This is a genomic window from Pseudomonas sp. LBUM1663, assembly GCF_059695905.1.
Map to the genome: position 1 here is coordinate 2,284,603 of NZ_CP166792.1, position 18,258 is coordinate 2,302,860.

General features: G+C 60.5%; 17 protein-coding genes. 6 read left to right on the forward strand and 11 right to left on the reverse strand.

Features of this window, described 5'->3' with window-relative positions:
• Nucleotides 1-111: 111 nt before the first annotated feature.
• Entirely contained in the window at nt 112-861 is a 750-nt protein-coding gene (locus ACA075_RS10330; protein WP_497298364.1) for a substrate-binding periplasmic protein, read from the reverse strand.
• Nucleotides 862-1,006: 145 nt separating this feature from the next.
• On the opposite strand from ACA075_RS10330, the gene dnaX reads away from it, so the two are divergent.
• The 5 genes from dnaX (at nt 1,007) to ACA075_RS10355 (ending at nt 6,797) form a co-directional block, all read left to right on the forward strand.
• Nucleotides 1,007-3,088 carry a DNA polymerase III subunit gamma/tau gene (gene dnaX, locus ACA075_RS10335; protein WP_497298365.1) on the forward strand — a complete coding sequence of 694 codons (2,082 nt, stop codon included), beginning with the start codon at nt 1,007-1,009 and terminating at the stop codon, nt 3,086-3,088.
• Nucleotides 3,089-3,155: 67 nt separating this feature from the next.
• Nucleotides 3,156-3,494 carry a YbaB/EbfC family nucleoid-associated protein gene (locus ACA075_RS10340; RefSeq protein ID WP_109628912.1) on the forward strand — a complete coding sequence of 113 codons (339 nt, stop codon included), beginning with the start codon at nt 3,156-3,158 and terminating at the stop codon, nt 3,492-3,494.
• Between the two features lie 277 nt (nt 3,495-3,771).
• Nucleotides 3,772-4,806 carry an NADPH-dependent curcumin/dihydrocurcumin reductase gene (gene curA, locus ACA075_RS10345; protein ID WP_497298366.1) on the forward strand — a complete coding sequence of 345 codons (1,035 nt, stop codon included), beginning with the start codon at nt 3,772-3,774 and terminating at the stop codon, nt 4,804-4,806.
• Between the two features lie 65 nt (nt 4,807-4,871).
• The gene (gene recR, locus ACA075_RS10350; protein ID WP_214381918.1) at nt 4,872-5,474 is read left to right on the forward strand and encodes a recombination mediator RecR; all 603 of its coding nucleotides are present in this window, start codon (nt 4,872-4,874) and stop codon (nt 5,472-5,474) included.
• A 174-nt stretch (nt 5,475-5,648) separates the two neighbouring features.
• Nucleotides 5,649-6,797, forward strand: a complete 1,149-nt coding sequence (locus ACA075_RS10355) for an acyl-CoA dehydrogenase family protein (protein WP_497298367.1) — start codon at nt 5,649-5,651, stop codon at nt 6,795-6,797.
• Between the two features lie 137 nt (nt 6,798-6,934).
• Here ACA075_RS10355 and ACA075_RS10360 read toward each other — a convergent pair whose 3' ends face one another.
• The 8 genes from ACA075_RS10360 to ccoG form a co-directional block, all read right to left on the reverse strand.
• On the reverse strand, nt 6,935-7,483 hold the full coding sequence (locus tag ACA075_RS10360) for an adenine phosphoribosyltransferase (RefSeq protein WP_497298368.1): 549 nt from the start codon (nt 7,481-7,483) through the stop codon (nt 6,935-6,937).
• 79 nt (nt 7,484-7,562) lie between these two features.
• Nucleotides 7,563-8,297, reverse strand: coding sequence for a fumarate/nitrate reduction transcriptional regulator Fnr (gene fnr / locus ACA075_RS10365; RefSeq protein WP_109628922.1), 735 nt, complete (start codon nt 8,295-8,297; stop codon nt 7,563-7,565).
• Nucleotides 8,298-8,414: 117 nt separating this feature from the next.
• On the reverse strand, nt 8,415-9,797 hold the full coding sequence (gene hemN, locus ACA075_RS10370; protein ID WP_219096463.1) for an oxygen-independent coproporphyrinogen III oxidase: 1,383 nt from the start codon (nt 9,795-9,797) through the stop codon (nt 8,415-8,417).
• A gap of 198 nt (nt 9,798-9,995) precedes the next feature.
• The gene (locus tag ACA075_RS10375) at nt 9,996-10,679 is read right to left on the reverse strand and encodes a sulfite exporter TauE/SafE family protein (RefSeq protein WP_497298370.1); all 684 of its coding nucleotides are present in this window, start codon (nt 10,677-10,679) and stop codon (nt 9,996-9,998) included.
• Entirely contained in the window at nt 10,672-10,890 is a 219-nt protein-coding gene (ccoS, locus tag ACA075_RS10380) for a cbb3-type cytochrome oxidase assembly protein CcoS (RefSeq protein WP_007905420.1), read from the reverse strand. Before ccoS ends, ACA075_RS10375 begins: the two co-directional genes overlap by 8 nt.
• Nucleotides 10,891-10,912: 22 nt before the next feature.
• On the reverse strand, nt 10,913-13,363 hold the full coding sequence (locus ACA075_RS10385; RefSeq protein WP_497298371.1) for a heavy metal translocating P-type ATPase: 2,451 nt from the start codon (nt 13,361-13,363) through the stop codon (nt 10,913-10,915).
• 174 nt (nt 13,364-13,537) lie between these two features.
• Nucleotides 13,538-14,077 (reverse strand): FixH family protein, encoded by a 540-nt coding sequence (locus ACA075_RS10390; RefSeq protein WP_497298372.1) that lies wholly within the window; start codon nt 14,075-14,077, stop codon nt 13,538-13,540.
• A gap of 11 nt (nt 14,078-14,088) precedes the next feature.
• Nucleotides 14,089-15,504, reverse strand: coding sequence for a cytochrome c oxidase accessory protein CcoG (gene ccoG / locus ACA075_RS10395; RefSeq protein WP_497299225.1), 1,416 nt, complete (start codon nt 15,502-15,504; stop codon nt 14,089-14,091).
• 529 nt (nt 15,505-16,033) lie between these two features.
• Here ccoG and ACA075_RS10400 point away from each other — a divergent pair.
• The gene (locus ACA075_RS10400) at nt 16,034-17,035 is read left to right on the forward strand and encodes a metallophosphoesterase family protein (protein WP_497298373.1); all 1,002 of its coding nucleotides are present in this window, start codon (nt 16,034-16,036) and stop codon (nt 17,033-17,035) included.
• A gap of 55 nt (nt 17,036-17,090) precedes the next feature.
• On the opposite strand, the gene ccoP is transcribed toward ACA075_RS10400, so the two are convergent.
• Complete coding sequence (ccoP, locus tag ACA075_RS10405; RefSeq protein ID WP_497298374.1) at nt 17,091-18,074, reverse strand: cytochrome-c oxidase, cbb3-type subunit III; 984 nt, start codon at nt 18,072-18,074, stop codon at nt 17,091-17,093.
• Nucleotides 18,071-18,256: a CcoQ/FixQ family Cbb3-type cytochrome c oxidase assembly chaperone gene (locus tag ACA075_RS10410; protein ID WP_003175465.1), complete on the reverse strand. Its 186-nt coding sequence runs from the start codon at nt 18,254-18,256 to the stop codon at nt 18,071-18,073. Before ACA075_RS10410 ends, ccoP begins: the two co-directional genes overlap by 4 nt.
• Nucleotides 18,257-18,258 lie beyond the last annotated feature (2 nt).

The following is an 18,258-nucleotide window of genomic DNA, read 5'->3' on the forward strand; positions in this document are numbered from 1 at the left end:
GCGAGCTTGCTCGCGATAGCGGTCTGCAATTCAACATTGATGGTGACTGACATATCGCTATCGCGAGCAAGCTCGCTCCCACATGGCTCGGTGTTGATCAGAAGATTTGCTTTAGGGGGGGCCAGGCTCCGAACCTATATAAAGCCGGATAATGTCATCAATCTCCCCCGACATTTTCATCCGCAGCAACGTGCGCAGTATGCGTTGCACTGGCACCTTGGGGTCGTTGCGCACGTAGCAACCGACGCTCTGTTCCTGCAACACCGCCACGCCTTTGAGTTGCTTGTCGGGTAACAGGCGCTGATTGAACCAGTCCAGTGTCCATTGATTGCTCACGGCATAGCGATAGCGCCCGGCGTGGAGTTTTTCCAGCACTTGTTCCTGGTTGCGCGCGTCTTCGCGGTGCAGTCGGTCGGCGTCGAACAGCGGTTGCAAGGTGGGGTAGGAGTAGCCGAGCACGGTGCCGATGGCTTGTCGCGACAGGTTTGCAGGCACTACCGAAGGCAGCGGATCTTGCCGGCTGATCAGCATGTCGCGCTGAAACCAGAGCGGAATGCTCCAGATGTAGTCGCCGGACTGATTCGGCAGCCAGGACTGCGCGGCATAGCAGCGGACATCGACCTCGCCGTGTTCCATGGCGCCTTGCGCCCGCGCCCGGGGCAACACATGAAATTCGACCGGCACGCCGACTTGGGTCGCGAGGCTGAGCATCACGTCATACAGGATCCCCTGGGTTACACGCCCGCGCTCCAGTTGCACCATCGGCATCGCCCAACTGTCGGGCACCACAAAACGCAGCGGCGCTTCGGCGGCGGCGACGCTCAGACTTATCCACAGCAACGCCCCCAAGGCAAAACGCATAAACGCTCCGGTACGTCATAAACCTGAGCCGATAAAAAGCCCCCCAAAGTGCATCTTAGCCAGATTAGACGAGCGCACCGGATGCAATTTTGGCCTTGCTCCGCTAGCATTAGCCGCTTCTGTTCCTTCGTTGCGACGGTTTTCGATGAGTTATCAGGTTCTTGCACGTAAATGGCGTCCGCGCTCGTTCCGCGAAATGGTCGGCCAGACCCATGTGCTCAAGGCTCTGATCAATGCCTTGGACAGCCAGCGGCTGCACCACGCGTACCTGTTCACCGGTACGCGCGGGGTCGGCAAGACCACTATCGCGCGGATCATCGCCAAATGCCTGAACTGTGAAACAGGTATCACTTCGACGCCGTGCGGCGAGTGTTCGGTGTGCCGCGAAATCGATGAGGGCCGCTTTGTCGACCTGATCGAGATCGACGCCGCGAGCCGGACCAAGGTCGAGGACACCCGCGAGCTGCTCGATAACGTGCAATACGCGCCGAGCCGCGGGCGCTTCAAGGTCTACCTGATCGACGAAGTGCACATGCTTTCCAGCCATTCCTTCAATGCGCTGTTGAAAACCCTTGAAGAGCCGCCGCCCTACGTCAAGTTCATCCTGGCGACGACCGACCCGCAGAAACTTCCTGCAACCATTCTGTCGCGGTGCCTGCAGTTCTCCCTCAAGAACATGACCCCGGAGCGCGTGGTCGAGCATTTGACCCACGTCCTGGGCGTCGAGAACGTGCCGTTCGAAGACGACGCACTGTGGCTGCTGGGCCGCGCCGCCGACGGCTCGATGCGTGACGCCATGAGCCTGACCGACCAGGCCATCGCCTTCGGTGAAGGCAAGGTCATGGCTGCCGATGTGCGGGCCATGCTGGGCACGCTCGATCATGGTCAGGTCTATGACGTTCTGCATGCGCTGATCGAAGGCGACGCCAAGGCCTTGCTCGAAGGTGTCCGCCATCTGGCGGAACAAGGCCCGGACTGGAGCGGCGTGCTCTCCGAAATTCTCAACGTGCTGCACCGTGTCGCCATTGCCCAGGCGTTGCCTGAAGGCGTCGACAACGGTCACGGCGACCGCGATCGGGTGCTGGCACTGGCCCAGGCCTTGCCGGCCGAAGACGTGCAGTTCTATTACCAGATGGGCCTGATCGGTCGTCGCGACTTGCCGCTGGCGCCAGACCCGCGCGGTGGCTTCGAAATGGTCCTGCTGCGAATGCTCGCGTTCCGACCGGCGGACACCGCGGACGCCCCGAGGCAACCGCTAAAGCCAGTGGGGATCAGCCAGGCCACAGTTGATTCCGCAAATTCAGTGGCTGCCGCGCCGGTAGTCGCTACGGCAGTTGCCCCCGTTGTCCCTGCGCTTATGTCGGTGCTTGAGCCCGTCGCTGAGGCGGTGCCTGCTCCCGCGCCTGAACCGGTTGCACCCGTTGTAATGGCCGAGCCTGTGGTTGAGCCGGTCGCGGTCGAGGCGGCGGTCGATTTGCCGTGGAATGACCCGGTCGAACTGGAACCCGTCCAGCAACCCGCCGTCGAGCCGGTGCTTGAAACCGCCAGCGAACAACCTGATCTGCCGCCCATGCCGTTGCCGACGCCAGACAGCGTGGTGCCGGACGCGCCGGAGTGGGCCGCTGCGCCGATCCCGGAACCGTCGGTGGCCGACGTCGATGCTGCCACACCGGGCGTGGACCTGGATGACGAGCCGCCGCTGGACGAAGACTACATCGAGCCGGACATGGATTCGGCCTACAGTTACCTCGATGAGCTGGCCAGCGAACACGCTGCCGAGCCAGCGCCGGAACCCGAGCCTGAGCCGGCCGCCATGCCCGCCACCGGCCTGGCCCTGCAATGGCTGGAATTGTTCCCGAAACTGCCGATCTCGGGCATGACCGGCAGCATTGCCGCCAACTGCACCCTGATCGCCGTCGATGGTGACAACTGGCTGATGCACCTGGACCCGGCCCACAGCGCCTTGTTCAACGCGACCCAGCAACGGCGTCTCAATGATGCGTTGAACCAGTTTCACGGGCGCACGCTGACCCTGAGCATGGAGCTGATCAAGCCGGAGCAGGAAACCCCGGCCCAGGCCGCTTCCCGTCGTCGTGCGAACCGTCAGCGCGAGGCCGAGGAGTCGATCCACGGTGATCCGTTCATCCAGCAAATGATGCAGCAGTTCGGTGCGGTGGTCCGCAACGATACTATTGAACCTGTCGAAGCCCTGGTCAGTCAGGGCTAATAACTGAAGGCGTTTGGCCCCAAGGGCCGGGCGCTGTTTAAATCCAAGTACTTTTGAGGTGATTCCCATGATGAAAGGTGGCATGGCCGGCCTGATGAAGCAGGCACAGCAGATGCAGGAAAAAATGGCCAAGATGCAGGAAGAACTGGCCAACGCTGAAGTCACCGGTAAAGCCGGTGGCGATATGGTCACCGTGGTGATGACCGGTCGTCACGACGTGAAGCGCGTGACCATCGACCCGAGCCTGGTTGAAGGCCTGAGCGAAGACGACAAAGAGATGCTGGAAGCCGTGTTCGCCGCCGCCGTCAACGACGCCGTGCGCAAGATCGAAGCCAACAGCCAGGACAAAATGGGCAACATGACCGCTGGCATGCAACTGCCACCGGGTATGAAACTGCCGTTCTGATTCGCCAAAGCGCGTCGGATGAGCTACAAAAAAATGCCAGGCAGTGCGCCTGGCATTTTTGTTTTTGTCAGGCCAGGTTAATCCCTGTGGCGAGGGAGCTTGCTCCCGCTGGACTGCGCAGCGGTCCCCTTCATTTCAGCTAAAGAGCGGGCCGCTTTGCGACCCAGCGGGAGCAAGCTCCCTCGCCACAATGAAAGGCAGAAACATCGAACGCCACACCACCACAACGGTCTGCTCCCCTATACCGCCGAATTCATCGATCACAGGAGACGCTCACATGCCAGACGCATTGACCCTCAACCAACGTATCGTCCTGGCGTCGCGCCCCTTAGGCGCGCCGACACCGGAGAATTTTCGCCTGGAACGGGAAGCACTGCCGGAACTTGCCGACGGCCAGGTCCTGCTCAAGACTCAATACCTCTCGCTGGACCCCTATATGCGCGGTCGTATGAGTGATGCACCGTCCTACGCCGCGCCGGTGGAAATCGGCGAGGTGATGACCGGTGGCGCTGTCAGTCGTGTCGAGCGCTCGCTGAATCCGAAATTCCATGAAGGCGATCTGGTGGTGGGCGCCACCGGCTGGCAGAGCCACAGCATCAGCGACGGTCGCAACATCATTCCGGTGCCGAGCGGTTTGCCGTCCCCGTCCATGGCCCTGGGTGTGCTGGGCATGCCGGGCATGACCGCGTACATGGGCCTGATGGACATCGGCCAGCCCAAGGCCGGCGAAACCTTGGTGGTCGCGGCCGCCTCGGGCGCGGTGGGTTCGGTGGTCGGCCAGGTGGCGAAGATCAAAGGCCTGCGCGTGGTGGGCGTAGCGGGCGGTGCGGAAAAATGCCGCTACGTGGTGGAGGAATTGGGGTTCGACGCTTGCGTAGACCACAAGAGCCCGAACTTCGCCGATGAACTGGCCCAGGCGTGCCCCGAGGGTATCGATATTTACTACGAGAACGTCGGTGGCAAGGTGTTCGATGCGGTGGTGCCGCTGCTCAATGCCAAGGCGCGGATTCCTTTGTGCGGCCTCATCGCTTCCTACAACGCCCACGAAGCGCCGACCGGCCCGGATCGCCTGCCGCAATTGCAACGCACCTTGCTGACCAAGCGCGTGCGCATCCAGGGCTTCATCGTGTTTGACGACTACGGTGATCGTCAGCCGGAGTTCGTCAGTGCCATGGCGCCGTGGGTGCGTGACGGCAAGGTCAAGTTCCGCGAAGACGTGGTCGATGGCCTTGAGAATGCGCCTGAGGCCTTCATCGGTCTGCTGGAAGGACGCAACTTCGGCAAACTGGTGGTGCGGGTCGCCCGGGACTGAATAATTGACGCTATACAGAGGCGCGGGTATAAACCGCGTCTCGTTGATTTGTCGGACGTTTCCCCATGAGCTTCAGCCCTTTGATTCGCCAACTGATCGATGCCCTGCGAATTTTGCCGGGTGTCGGTCAGAAAACCGCCCAGCGCATGGCGCTGCAACTGCTTGAGCGTGATCGCAGCGGTGGTTCGCGACTGGCGTCGGCACTGAGCCAGGCCATGGAAGGGGTGGGCCATTGCCGGTTGTGCCGCACGCTGACCGAAGACGACCTGTGCCCACAATGTGCCGATACGCGCCGTGACGACACCTTGCTCTGCGTGGTGGAAGGTCCGATGGACGTGTACGCCGTGGAGCAGACCGGGTTCCGGGGTCGCTATTTTGTGCTCAAGGGCCATCTCTCGCCGCTCGACGGCCTGGGACCTGAGGCCATTGGCATTCCGCAGCTGTTGGCGCGGATTGAAGAGGCGGGCACCTTTACTGAAGTCATTCTGGCTACCAACCCGACGGTGGAAGGTGAGGCGACGGCGCATTACATTGCGCAGTTGTTGAGTAACAAAGGTTTGATTGCCTCGCGTATCGCCCACGGTGTGCCGTTGGGTGGCGAGCTGGAACTGGTGGATGGCGGGACGTTGGCGCATTCGTTTGCCGGGCGTAAGCCGATAGCCTTGTAGTGTTTGAACCGACGCCATCGCCAGCAAGCCGGCTCCTAGAGGGGCGCGTGATATCTCTGTAGGAGCCGGCTTGCTGGCGATCCAGGCGCCTCGGTCCATCTGATTCACAACAATCCTGTTGAAAACCAAGCAAGCGCTCGGTTAACTTCGCTGAACCTTCAGTGGAGTTCGCCGATGCCTGCCTTTCAGGAATATTTCGATCCCAGCCACCAATTGGTCCGCGACAGCGTCAGACGTTTCGTCGAGCGTGAGATCCTTCCGGATATTGATCAGTGGGAAGAAGCTGAAAGCTTCCCCCGCGAGCTTTATCTCAAGGCCGGTGCGGCGGGAATCCTGGGGATCGGCTATCCCGAATCCCTGGGCGGCAGTCACGAAGGCGATCTGTTCGCCAAGGTCGCTGCCAGCGAAGAGCTGATGCGTTGTGGCTCTGGCGGCCTGGTGGCCGGCCTCGGTTCGCTGGACATCGGGCTGCCACCGATTCTCAAGTGGGCCCGGCCCGAAATCCGTGATCGTGTCGTGCCGCAAGTGCTGGCCGGCGAGAAGATCAGCGCGCTGGCCGTCACCGAGCCCAGCGGCGGCTCCGATGTGGCCAACCTGCAAACTCGCGCTTTGCGTGACGGCGACTTTTACCGGGTCAGTGGCAGTAAAACCTTTATCACCAGTGGCGTGCGCGCGGATTTCTACACCGTGGCGGTGCGCACCGGTGAGCCGGGTTTCGGTGGCATCAGTCTGCTGCTGATCGAAAAAGGCACACCCGGTTTCACTGTCGGCCGTCAGTTGAAGAAGATGGGCTGGTGGGCGTCGGACACGGCCGAATTGTTCTTCGATGATTGCCGGGTGCCGGTGGGAAATCTGATTGGCGCCGAGAACATGGGCTTCGCCTGCATCATGGGCAACTTCCAGAGCGAACGCCTGGCGTTGGCGTTGATGGCCAACATGACGGCGCAGCTGGCGCTTGAGGAAAGCCTGAAATGGGCGCGTCAGCGCGAAGCCTTTGGCAAACCCATTGGCAAGTTCCAGGTGCTCAAGCACCGCCTCGCGGAAATGGCCACGGCCTTGGAGGTGTCACGGGAATTCACTTACCGTCAGGCGGCGAAGATGGCGGCAGGGCAGAGCGTGATCAAGGAGATTTCCATGGCCAAGAACTTCGCGACCGACACGGCAGACCGGATTACCACGGATGCGGTGCAGATCCTCGGTGGCCTCGGTTACATGCGCGAGAGCCTGGTGGAGCGGCTGTATCGGGATAACCGGATCCTGTCGATCGGCGGCGGGACGCGGGAAGTGATGAACGAGATCATTAGCAAGCAGATGGGGCTTTGAATCTTGTGGTGTAGCGGCTGACGCCATCGCGGGCAAGCCCGCTCCCACAGGATTATCGTCAGACACAAATCTTGTGTACGGCGTAGATCACTGTGGGAGCGAGGCTTGCCCGCGATGGCGTCAGTGAGAACGCCGCCTTACTTCTCGCTCAACGAAAACTGCGTCAGGCAAAACGTAGGAATCCCCATCTCTTCCAGCCGCTGCGAACCACCCAGCTCCGGCAGATCAATAATTGCCGCCGCTTCATGAACCCGCGCGCCCATGCGCCGAATCAGGTTCGCCGCCGCAATCAGCGTACCGCCAGTGGCGATCAAGTCATCAAACATCACCACCGAGTCGCCTTCGCACAAACTGTCGGCGTGCACTTCGAGAAAGGCTTCGCCGTATTCGGTCGCATACCCCTCGGCCAACACGTCGGCCGGCAGTTTGCCTTGCTTGCGGAACAGCACCAGCGGCTTGTTCAACTGATAGGCCAGCACCGAGCCGATCAGGAAACCACGCGCATCCATCGCGCCGATGTGCGTGAAGTCCGCCTCGACATAACGGTGGACGAAGCTGTCCATCACCAGGCGCAGGGCCTTGGGCGACTGGAACAGAGGCGTGATGTCACGAAAGATCACGCCCGGCTTCGGGAAGTCGATCACGGGGCGGATCAGGGATTTGATGTCGAAGGATTCGATGAGCATCGTCGAGGTGTCCTGGCAGGCTGCAAACGTCGCAGTATAACGGCGGCTGAACTGTTTCGCTCAGCCGCAATCATTGCCATCAGCCTTCGAGCGAGCCACCGGCCAGTGCGCAGAGCTGGATCGGGTCGAGGATGTGGATTTCCTTGCCCTCGGCGGCGATCAGTTCGTTTTGCTGGAAGCGCGTGAACACCCGGGACACGGTTTCCACCGCCAGGCCCAGGTAGTTGCCGATTTCGTTGCGCGACATGCTCAGGCGGAACTGGTTGGCCGAGAAGCCCCGGGCACGGAAACGTGCCGAGAGGTTGACCAGGAACGTGGCGATGCGCTCGTCGGCGGTTTTTTTCGACAGCAACAACATCATTTGTTGATCGTCACGAATCTCGCGGCTCATCACCCGCATCAACTGACGGCGCAGTTGTGGGAGTTGCAGGGCCAGTTCGTCGAGGCGTTCGAAGGGGATTTCGCACACCGACGTGGTCTCCAGGGCTTGCGCCGAGACCGGGTGCTTTTCAGTGTCCATGCCCGACAAGCCAACCAGTTCGCTCGGCAAGTGGAAGCCGGTGAGCTGTTCTTCACCGCCATCGCTCAGGCTGAAGGTCTTGAGGGCGCCGGAGCGTACTGCATAAACGGAATCGAAAGTATCGCCTTGGCGGAACAGGAACTCGCCTTTTTTCAGCGGGCGACCCCGTTTGACGATCTCGTCCAGCGCTTCCATGTCTTCCAGATTCAGAGAAAGTGGCAAACAGAGGGGGGCCAGGCTGCAATCCTTGCAATGGGCTTGGCTATGAGCGCGCAGCTTTACTGGCTCGGACATTTCTTCAATCCTTGTGGGAAAACACACATAAGCCGTAAGGGTAACTCACGGGAGGACATTCAGGCACGCGGCGATTTTGCCGCAGGGTCGTAAAGCCAGCATTTTGCTACCCGGCAACTAGATCACTCGCGAAAACCGCTGGTGATTGTGCTGTTGCAAATAGGCATCGAACACCATGCACACCGATCGCACCAGCAAGCGACCGGCGGGCAATACGTTGATTCGCTCATTGTCGAGGCTGATCAAACCGTCATCGGCCATGGTCTGTAGCTGCGGCCACAGGTCACCGAAGTAACCGCGAAAATCGATGTTGAAAGCCTGTTCGATGTCCGCGAACTCCAGATTGAACGTGCAGATCAACTGCTGAATCACCGCCCGCCGCACGCGATCATCGGCGTTGCACAGCAGGCCACGGCTGGTTGCCAGTTGGGCGGAGGCCAGCGTGTTCTGATACTGATTCAGATCGCTGTTGTTCTGGCAGTAAAGGTCGCCGATCTGGCTGATGGCCGACACCCCCAGTCCGATCAGATCGCAATGACCGTGAGTGGTGTAGCCCTGAAAGTTACGCTGCAGGGTCGATTCTTCCTGGGCAATCGCCAGCTCATCGTCGGGCAGGGCGAAGTGGTCCATGCCGATGTAGCGGTAACCGGCAGCGGTCAGTTGTTCGATGGTGCGCTGCAGCATTTCCAGCTTCTGCGCCGGCGTCGGCAACTCGTTGCTGTTGATCCGCCGCTGCGGCATGAAGCGTTCCGGCAGGTGCGCATAGTTGAACACCGAGAGCCGATCCGGTTGCAGCGCAATGACCTCGTCGACCGTGCGGGCGAAGTTTTCCGGGGTCTGCTTCGGCAAGCCGTAGATCAGGTCAATGTTGATCGAACGAAATTGCAGGGTCCGGGCGGCGTCGATCACGGCGCGGGTTTCTTCCAGGCTTTGCAGGCGATTGACCGCCCGTTGCACCGCCGGGTCGAGGTCTTGCAGGCCAATGCTGACCCGGTTGAAACCCAGTTCACGGAGCAGGCCCATGGTCGACCAGTCGGCTTCGCGCGGGTCGATCTCAATGCCGTAGTCGCCGGAATCGTCGTCCAGCAGATTGAAGTGCTTGCGTAACTGGGCCATCAACTGGCGCAGTTCGTCGTGGCTGAGAAAAGTCGGGGTGCCGCCGCCAAAGTGCAGTTGTTCAACTTTTTGCGCCGGGTCGAGGTGACAGGCGATCAGCTGGATTTCCTGCTCAAGGCGCTGCAAATAGGGCAGGGCGCGGCCACGGTCCTTGGTGATGACTTTGTTGCAGGCGCAGTAGTAGCAAATGTTCGCGCAGAACGGCACATGCACGTACAGCGACAATGGGCGCAGGGCCTTACGGCTGTCGCGCAGGGCGTGGAACAGGTCGAACGTGCCGACCTGTCCGTCGAATTGCACCGCGGTCGGGTAAGAGGTATAGCGCGGACCCGCCAAGTCATAACGGCGGATCAGATCGGTGTCCCAACGAATGGCGTCGAGCATCATGCGGGCATTCCCCCGGATAGGCTGGCAGTGTTAGCGAGTCTATGGGGTGCGACGCGGGGGCATCTTGATTTGCATCAACGGTCAGGATTTGTGTTGCCCGTTCGGGCCTCATCGCGGGCAAGCCCGCTTCCACAGGGATTGCAGTGTTCACAAAACCTGTGGGAGCGGGCTCGCCCGCGATGGGGCACCACCGATCTAATGCCCCATGAGCCAATGCTGATGCGGCCCCGGCAAGGTCCAGATGCCGAACAGGATCACCAGTAATCCGCCTGTCATCCGCACGCTACGCTTGCGCAACAACGCCGTGACCCGCTCCGCCGCCAGCCCGGTGGCCAGCAGCACCGGCCACGTACCGAGTCCGAACGCGAGCATCAGCAATGCACTGTCCAGCGCATTGCCCTGGCTCGCCGCCCACAGCAACGTGCTGTAAACCAACCCGCATGGCAACCAGCCCCACAGCGCGCCCAGCAGCAACGCGCGGGGCAGGCTCGACACCGGCAGCAGTTTGTTGGCAACCGGCTGGATATGCCGCCACAGGCCGCGGCCGAGGCTTTCGATACGGGTCAGGCCGCTCCACCATCCGGCGAGGTACAGGCCCATGGCGATCAGCAACAATCCGGCGATCACACGCATGAACATGGCGGCCGGGCTGTTGGCCACTGCCCAACCCGCCAGGCCGATCAAAAGACCGGCCGTTGTATAGCTGAGAATTCGCCCCAGGTTGTACGCCAGCAACAGGCGAAAACGGCGGCTGCGCTGCTCCTTGGGAATCGCCAGGGTCAGCGCTCCCATCAAGCCGCCGCACATGCCCAGGCAATGTCCACCGCCGAGCAGGCCGAGAATCACCGCAGACACCAGCAGTGGCGCCAACTCAAGCATGCGGAGGCGCCTTGTCGTCCGGTTTGGCCGGATGGCCGCTGGCTTCGTCGACCGCGGCTTTGTGGTTCGGGTCCTGGTCGTCGAACAGAATGCTGTGGGCCGGGCCGTCGAGGTCGTCGTACTGACCGCTGTCGACCGCCCAGAAGAAGATATAGATAGCGATGGCCACGATCAGCAGCGCGGCCGGGATCATCACGTAGAGAGCTGGCATCTGGACTCCATGCCCGCGCGGCTCAGGCCGGCAGCGGGCGGGTTTCTGGTGTGGGGCGGGCGCCAGGCGTGCTCGGCAGGCGAGTCAGGCGCAGGGCGTTCAGCACCACGGTCAACGAACTGATGGACATACCGACCGCAGCCCAGACCGGCGTGATCCAGCCGAGGGCGGCGAACGGCAACATGAGGCCATTGTACAGCCCGGCCCAGAGCAGGTTCTCGATGATTACCCGACGGGTGCGCCGCGCGAGGCTGAAGGCTTGCACCAGCGCATCGAGACGGTTCGACAGCAACACCGCATCGGCGCTGGTTTTCGCCAGATCGGTGGCCGAACCCATCGCCACGCTGATATCGGCAGCGGCCAGCACTGGCACGTCATTGACGCCGTCACCGAGCATCAACACCTTGCGGCCTTCCTTGTGCAGCTGGTGCAGGACCTGCAATTTGTCATCCGGGCGCAAACCGCCCCGGGCTTCGTCGATGCCCAGTTCGGCTGCCACGCTGGCGACCATCGGTGAGGTATCGCCCGACAGCAGCAAGGTGCGCCAGCCACGGGCCTTGCAGGCTTCCAATAGCGCCGGTGCATCGGCACGCAAACGATCATCGAGGACAAACCACGCCAGCGGCCCTTGGTCGTCGCCGAGCAGCAGCCATTGCCCCGCTTCATCGGGCATGACCGGTTCGGCCGCGCCACTGAGTTCGCAGACAAAACCCGGCTGGCCGATGCGCAGGCGTTGCGTGCCGACCAGGCCTTCGAGGCCAAGCCCCGGCGTACTGAGGACTTCTTCGGCCGCCAACGGCGCCCGGCCAAAGGCGCGGGCAATCGGGTGTTCGGAGCGGTTTTCCAGGGCTGCGGCGAGACTCAGGCATTGATCGCTGTCGAGCGCGCCGAGAGGACGGATCGAGCGCAACGCCAGGCGACCCTCGGTCAACGTGCCGGTCTTGTCGAAAATCACCGTGTCGATCTGGTTCAGACCCTCCAGCACATGGCCGCGGGTCAACAAAAGACCAAGCTTGTGCAACGTGCCGGTGGCGGCGGTGAGGGCGGTGGGCGTGGCCAGCGACAAGGCGCACGGGCACGTTGCAACCAGCATCGCCAGGACAATCCAGAAGGCTCGCGACGAATCCAGTTCCCACCACAACAGGCCGATTGCCGCTGCCGCGATCAATGACAGCAACAGGAACCATTGTGCGGCGCGGTCGGCGATTTCCGCCAGTCGCGGCTTTTCGGCCTGGGCACGATCCAGCAGGCGGACGATGGCCGACAGTCGCGTGTCCTGGCCCAACGCCAGGACTTCCACGGTCAACGCGCCTTCAACGTTCAGCGTACCAGCGGTCACTGCATCGCCCAGCGTGCGCGGTTGCGGCAGGTATTCGCCGGTCAGCAGCGATTCGTCGATGCTCGACTGGCCATCGAGGATCTTGCCGTCGGCCGGCAGGATCGCACCCGGGTGCACCAGCACTTGATCGCCGACACGCAGTTCGCTGAGCAGGATGCGTTCGCTCTGGCCGTCGGCACTCAGACGCAGGCACGAAGCGGGCAACAGGTTGACAAGCTGTGCGGTGGCGGCGGCGGTGCGCTCCCGGGCGCGACGTTCCAGATAACGCCCGGCCAGCAGGAATAGCGCGAACATCCCTACGGCATCGAAATAGAGCTCGCCGACGCCGGTGATCGAGGTCCAGATGCCGGCGATGTAGGCACCGCCGATCGCCAGCGACACCGACACGTCCATGGTCAGATGGCGGGTGCGCAAATCGCGCATCGCCCCTTTGAAGAACGGCGCACAGCTGTAGAACACAATCGGCGTGGTGAGGAACAGTGCGACCCAGCGCAGGATGGTGTGCAGCTCGGGGCTCAAGTCGATGTTGAATTCCGGCCAGGTGGCCATGGTCGCCATCATCGCCTGGAACCACAGCAGCCCGGCCACGCCGAGTTGGCGCAAGGCCAGGCGGTTTTCGCTGGCCAGTTGTTCGCTGGCGCGGTCGGCTTGGTACGGGTGGGCGGCGTAACCGATGTGGCGCAGTTCGCTGAGCACTTGGCTCAACGGCAATTGCGCGTCGGCCCAGCGCACGTGCAGGCGATGGTTGGACAGGTTCAGTCGCGCTTCGGCCACCGCCGGCAAGGCGCGCAGGTGTTTCTCGATCAGCCAGCCGCAGGCGGCGCAGCTGATGCCTTCCATCAACAGGGTGGTTTCGGCGAGTTCGCCGTCGTGGCGCACGAAAGGCTTTTGCACGTCGGCGCGGTCGTAGAGCGCCAACTCGTCCACCAACTGCACCGGCAAGGCTTCGGGGTTGGCCGATGACTCGCTGCGGTGCTGGTAATAGCTTTCCAGACCACCGGCCACGATTGCCTCCGCCACGGCTTGGCAACCCGGGCAGCAGAACTCGCGGATTTCACCGAGGACCGCAGCGGTGAAGCGGCTGCCGGCCGGGACGGGCAGGGCGCAGTGGTAGCAGGGGGTTGGCGTGGTCATCTGTGCTGCCATGGAAACCATTGTGGCGAGGGAGCTTGCTCCCGCTCGGCTGCGCAGCAGTCGTAAACCTGCGAACGCGCTATGACTGAAAGAATCGGTTTGCTGGTTTCAGGGGGCGCTTCGCATCCAGCGGGAGCAAGCTCCCTCGCCACAGTTGACCGTGTTCACTGGAACTTACTTCTTCAGGTCTTCCGCGCCTTGCAGCGGCTCGTCACCCAGCAGCAGTTCCTTGTCATGGCTGACCAGCTCTTCTTCGAACATGCGCCAGATGTGGTCGTCCTGAGTGCCCAGTAATTCGACAAAGCGACGGCCTTCAATCTTGTCGCTCAATTGACCGATGTAGCGGCCCTGTTCGGTTTCGCTGCGGGCGAGGGTGATCTTGCGATCCTTCTCCGGCTGGGTCGGTGAGATCAGGTTCAGCTCAAGGGTTTCAGGTTGGCTGTTGCCGCTCAGGCGCAGGTCGACTTCGCCGGTCACGTCATCCAGGTGAACGCTGGCCCGCAGCAACAGGGTCTGGGCCAGCAGCTCACGATCAAGGGAGCGGTTGATGCCTTTGCCGGCCTCGTAGTAGTTGTCGTTGACCAGGTTATCCGGGTTGTTCACCGCGATCGTCACCATGGACAGGGTCAACGTCACGGAACAGGCCAGGATGGCGATGATGATCCATGGCCAAAGATGCTTGTACCAAGGGCTTGCGGCGTTTGCTGCGGGCATGATCACTTCTCTCAACGAATTTGTGGGCCGATGAATCGGCTCTTGGCTTCAACGTGGATGCTGTCGTCGTCGGCATCCTTGAGGATGAATTTCACCTCGTTGGTGCTCGATGGCAGTTTTTCCGGTGCGATCGACAGTTCGACCGGCTGGCTGAAAATCTCCCCGGCGGCGACTTTGATCTCGCGCTTGCCTTGCAGTTTGAGGTCCGGCAGGCCTGAGGCTTCAAGTACGTAGGTATGGTCGCGCTGGTCTTTGTTCATGATCTTCAGGCTGTAGACGTTCTCGATCCGGCCTTCGGCGTTCTCGCGATACAGCACGCGGTCCTTGCTGACGTCGAAACCGACCAGCGACCGCATGAAGAACGCGCCCGCCAGCAATCCCATCATGGCCAGCAACACCACGGCATAGCCGATCAGGCGCGGGCGCAGTTTATGGGTTTTTTGCCCGGACAGGTTGTGCTCGGTGGTGTAGCTGATCAACCCGCGCGGGTAGTCCATCTTGTCCATGATGCTGTCGCAGGCATCGATGCACGCAGCGCAGCCGATGCACTCAATTTGCAGACCGTCGCGAATGTCGATGCCGGTCGGGCAGACCTGGACACACATGGTGCAATCGATGCAGTCGCCCAGGCCCTGGGCCTTGTAGTCGACACCTTTCTTGCGCGGGCCACGGCTTTCACCACGGCGCGGATCGTAGGAAACGATCAGCGTGTCCTTGTCGAACATCACGCTCTGAAAGCGCGCATACGGACACATGTAAATGCACACTTGCTCACGCAGCCAGCCGGCGTTGCCGTAGGTGGCGAGGGTGAAGAAGCCGACCCAGAAATACGACCAGCCATCCGCTTCGCCGGTGAAGAAATCGATGGTCAGCTCGCGAATGGGCGAGAAGTAACCGACGAAGGTCATGCCGGTGACGAAGCCGATCAACAGCCACATCGAATGCTTGCTGAATTTGCGCAGGAATTTGTTGGCGCTCATCGGCGCCTTGTCGAGCTTGATGCGCTGGTTGCGGTCGCCTTCGGTGACCTTTTCGCACCACATGAAAATCCACGTCCAGACGCTTTGCGGGCAGGTATAACCGCACCACACTCGACCGGCGTACACGGTAATGAAGAACAGGCCGAAGGCGCTGACGATCAAGATCCCGGAGAGCAGGATGAAATCCTGGGGCCAGAAGGTCGCACCGAAAATGAAGAATTTGCGCTCCGGCAGGTTCCACCAAACGGCTTGATGCCCGCCCCAGTTCAGCCAGACCGTGCCGAAATACAGCAGAAACAACCCGGCACCGCCCATCATCCGCAGGTTGCGGAACAGGCCGGTGAAGGCGCGGGTGTAGATTTTTTCTCGAGAGGCATAAAGATCGACGCTGTTGTTTGCGTCTTTGGCGGGCGGTGTGACGTCGTGTACCGGAATCTGATTGCTCATCATTGCATCCCACGGCAGTGGAAAAATGCCTCGGTCAGTACGTGCCGACCGCGGTCAAAAAGAGGTGTTGCAGTGGCGCAATGATACGCCTGTCGCTCTAGCTCAAGGGTGCGACCTTTGGTCGCGTTGGGCAAATTCAATTGATGGTGTAGTGACTTGAATCAATTGACTTGTAGATTATGGACGTTTTTTCGTGGTGCAGAATCAGAGGTGGGGCGATTCCTCGCCGCTGCTTGGCCGACGAGGTGACGGCGAGCTGCGGACCTCATCCGTCCGGGAGGTCTGCCGCTGGAATACACGCCATGGCGGCTGTAACTTCATAGTTGTCTCCTTGCAGTATCAAGCCAGCAAAACTCATAACTAACCAAGTTTAACTTGGTGGGGTGATTGTTCGTTGGTGTGCGACAGAAATATATTTATTTAATTGAAGTTACTTGGTTGTTTGATGTTTTGGTCTGTTTCCAATAAGTTAATTCGGCGCGGCTTGCTGGTTGCGCACTTTATCTAATACTAATGGAAACGGAATTCTATGATTTCTAAGAAAGTTAAGCGGTTTGTGCTGGGCGTTTGTCTGCTGTCTATGGCGCCTTTGGCCTATTCAATAGAAGGTGCTCCACGTCACATGATCTTCGCTTCGGATACGCAATACCCGTGGACAGACAAGCTCGACCGCAGAGAGCCCGAGTCCGAGGCGGATTTCAATAAACGCTCGAAATGGTTGGTGGAGACCCAGTTGGCGAGTATTGCCGACTTCCGTAAGAACCATGCGCAATCCCATGTACCACTGATGATCAATGGTGACATCACCGCTTTCGGTCACGGCTGGCAGCGCTCTTACATGAATTCGATGTTGAAGAAATACTTCAATGGCGATTTCTTGTATGGCTTGGGTAACCACGATTATGAGAATAACGTGGATGATTGCTTCAGCAATAACTGTGCGGCCGGCAGTATCGTGGAGTTTAAAGAACACCATGAGGGCAAGGTTGATGATTTTGACTTGAAAGTCACCGGAAATTTTCTGAGTCGGCTGTACTCCGGCAGTCTCGCCTATTCCAAAAACATAGGCGATGTCCATATGGTGCAACTCAATAATGAGCCGACCTATGCCACCCGGATTTCTCATGCGTTAAACCCGACGACGTTCGACATCACCAGTACCCTGGATTGGCTTGAAAACGATTTGAGAGTCGCTCGGACTCAGGGTTACGCCATCATTATCAACATGCACAAGCCACAGGAAATGATGGGTGACAGTGAGCAAACACGGCGCTTTTATCAGATGATCAGGAAGTATGAGGTCACTGCCATCTTCGCCGGTCATCTCCATGATCAAGGTGGTGATGCCTATGAAGTGAACGGCGTGCCGATGTACCTGAGCGGTGCCACTTCTCAGCAAACCTACCTGGTTGCCAGTTTCTCGGAGGATCGCAAGCAGTTGCACATCAACCTGGTGAAGGGCAATCAATGGCAGAGCCGCAAGCTGCTGGATACGGTACCGGTGAAATCGATCTGGGCCAGTCGCCCATGAAAAAGGCCCCGCCAGATCACTGACGGGGCCTTCTTTGTTGCGTCAGGCGTGTGCCTTACTGAGCGTCTTCCGTCGGCGCTTTCTCACCGTGAGAGAGGCTGTAGACGTAAGCGGCCAGCAGGTGAACCTTGTCGTTCCCTTGCAGCAGTTCTTGCGCAGGCATCTGGCCCTGACGGCCGTAACGGATGGTCTGCTGCAGTTGAGCGAAGCTCGAACCGTAGATGAACGCTGCCGGGTGAGTCAGGTTCGGTGCGCCCATGGCCGGGGTACCTTTGCCTTCCGGACCGTGGCACACGGCGCAGTTGGCGGCAAACAGCTTCTGGCCGGCAACCGGATCGGCCTTGGTGCCTTCCGGCAGCTTGCGGCCATCGAGGTTGGTCAGTACGAACGAAGCAACGTCCGCAACGCCTTGCTCGCCGATCACGTCAGCCCATGCCGGCATGACCGCGTGGCGGCCACCCATGATGGTGGTCTTGATGGTTTCTGCCTCACCGCCCCAGCGCCAGTCGGCGTCGGTCAGGTTAGGGAAGCCATAAGCGCCCTTGGCGTCGGAGCCGTGGCAGACCGAGCAGTTGGAGGCGAACAGGCGGCCACCCATCTTCAGGGCTTGCGGGTCCTTGGCGACTTCTTCAATCGGCATCGAAGCGAACTTGGCGAAGATCGGACCGAACTTGGCGTCCGACTTGGCCATTTCCTTTTCCCACTCGTGAACGCCGGTCCAGCCGGTCTGGCCGTTGGCGAACGCGGTCTGCTTCTCGTTATCCAGGTAGTTGTAACCCGGCAACAGGCCTTTCCAGTTACCCAGGCCCGGGTACAGCACCAGATAGCCCAGGGCGAAGATGATGGTGCCCACGAACAGCATGAACCACCATTTCGGCAGTGGGTTGTCGTACTCCTCGATCCCGTCGAAGGAGTGGCCAACCGTTTCCTCTGTCTGCTCGGCGCGCTGGCCCTTGCGGGTGGACAGCAGCAGCCAGGTCAGGGCGAAGATGGTGCCGAGACTGAGGACTGTGACGTACAGACTCCAGAACGTAGTCATTCTTTGTTACTCCTAGAAGCTTGCTCGACGTGCTTGATGGCTTCGGGATCATCCGCGAAAGGCAGCAAGGTCGCGTCTTCAAACTCCGACTTGCGCTTGGGGCTGAACACCCACAACGCCAGACCGATGAAGGCCACCATCACAACAACGGTGCCCAGGCCACGAATCATCCCGATATCCATCT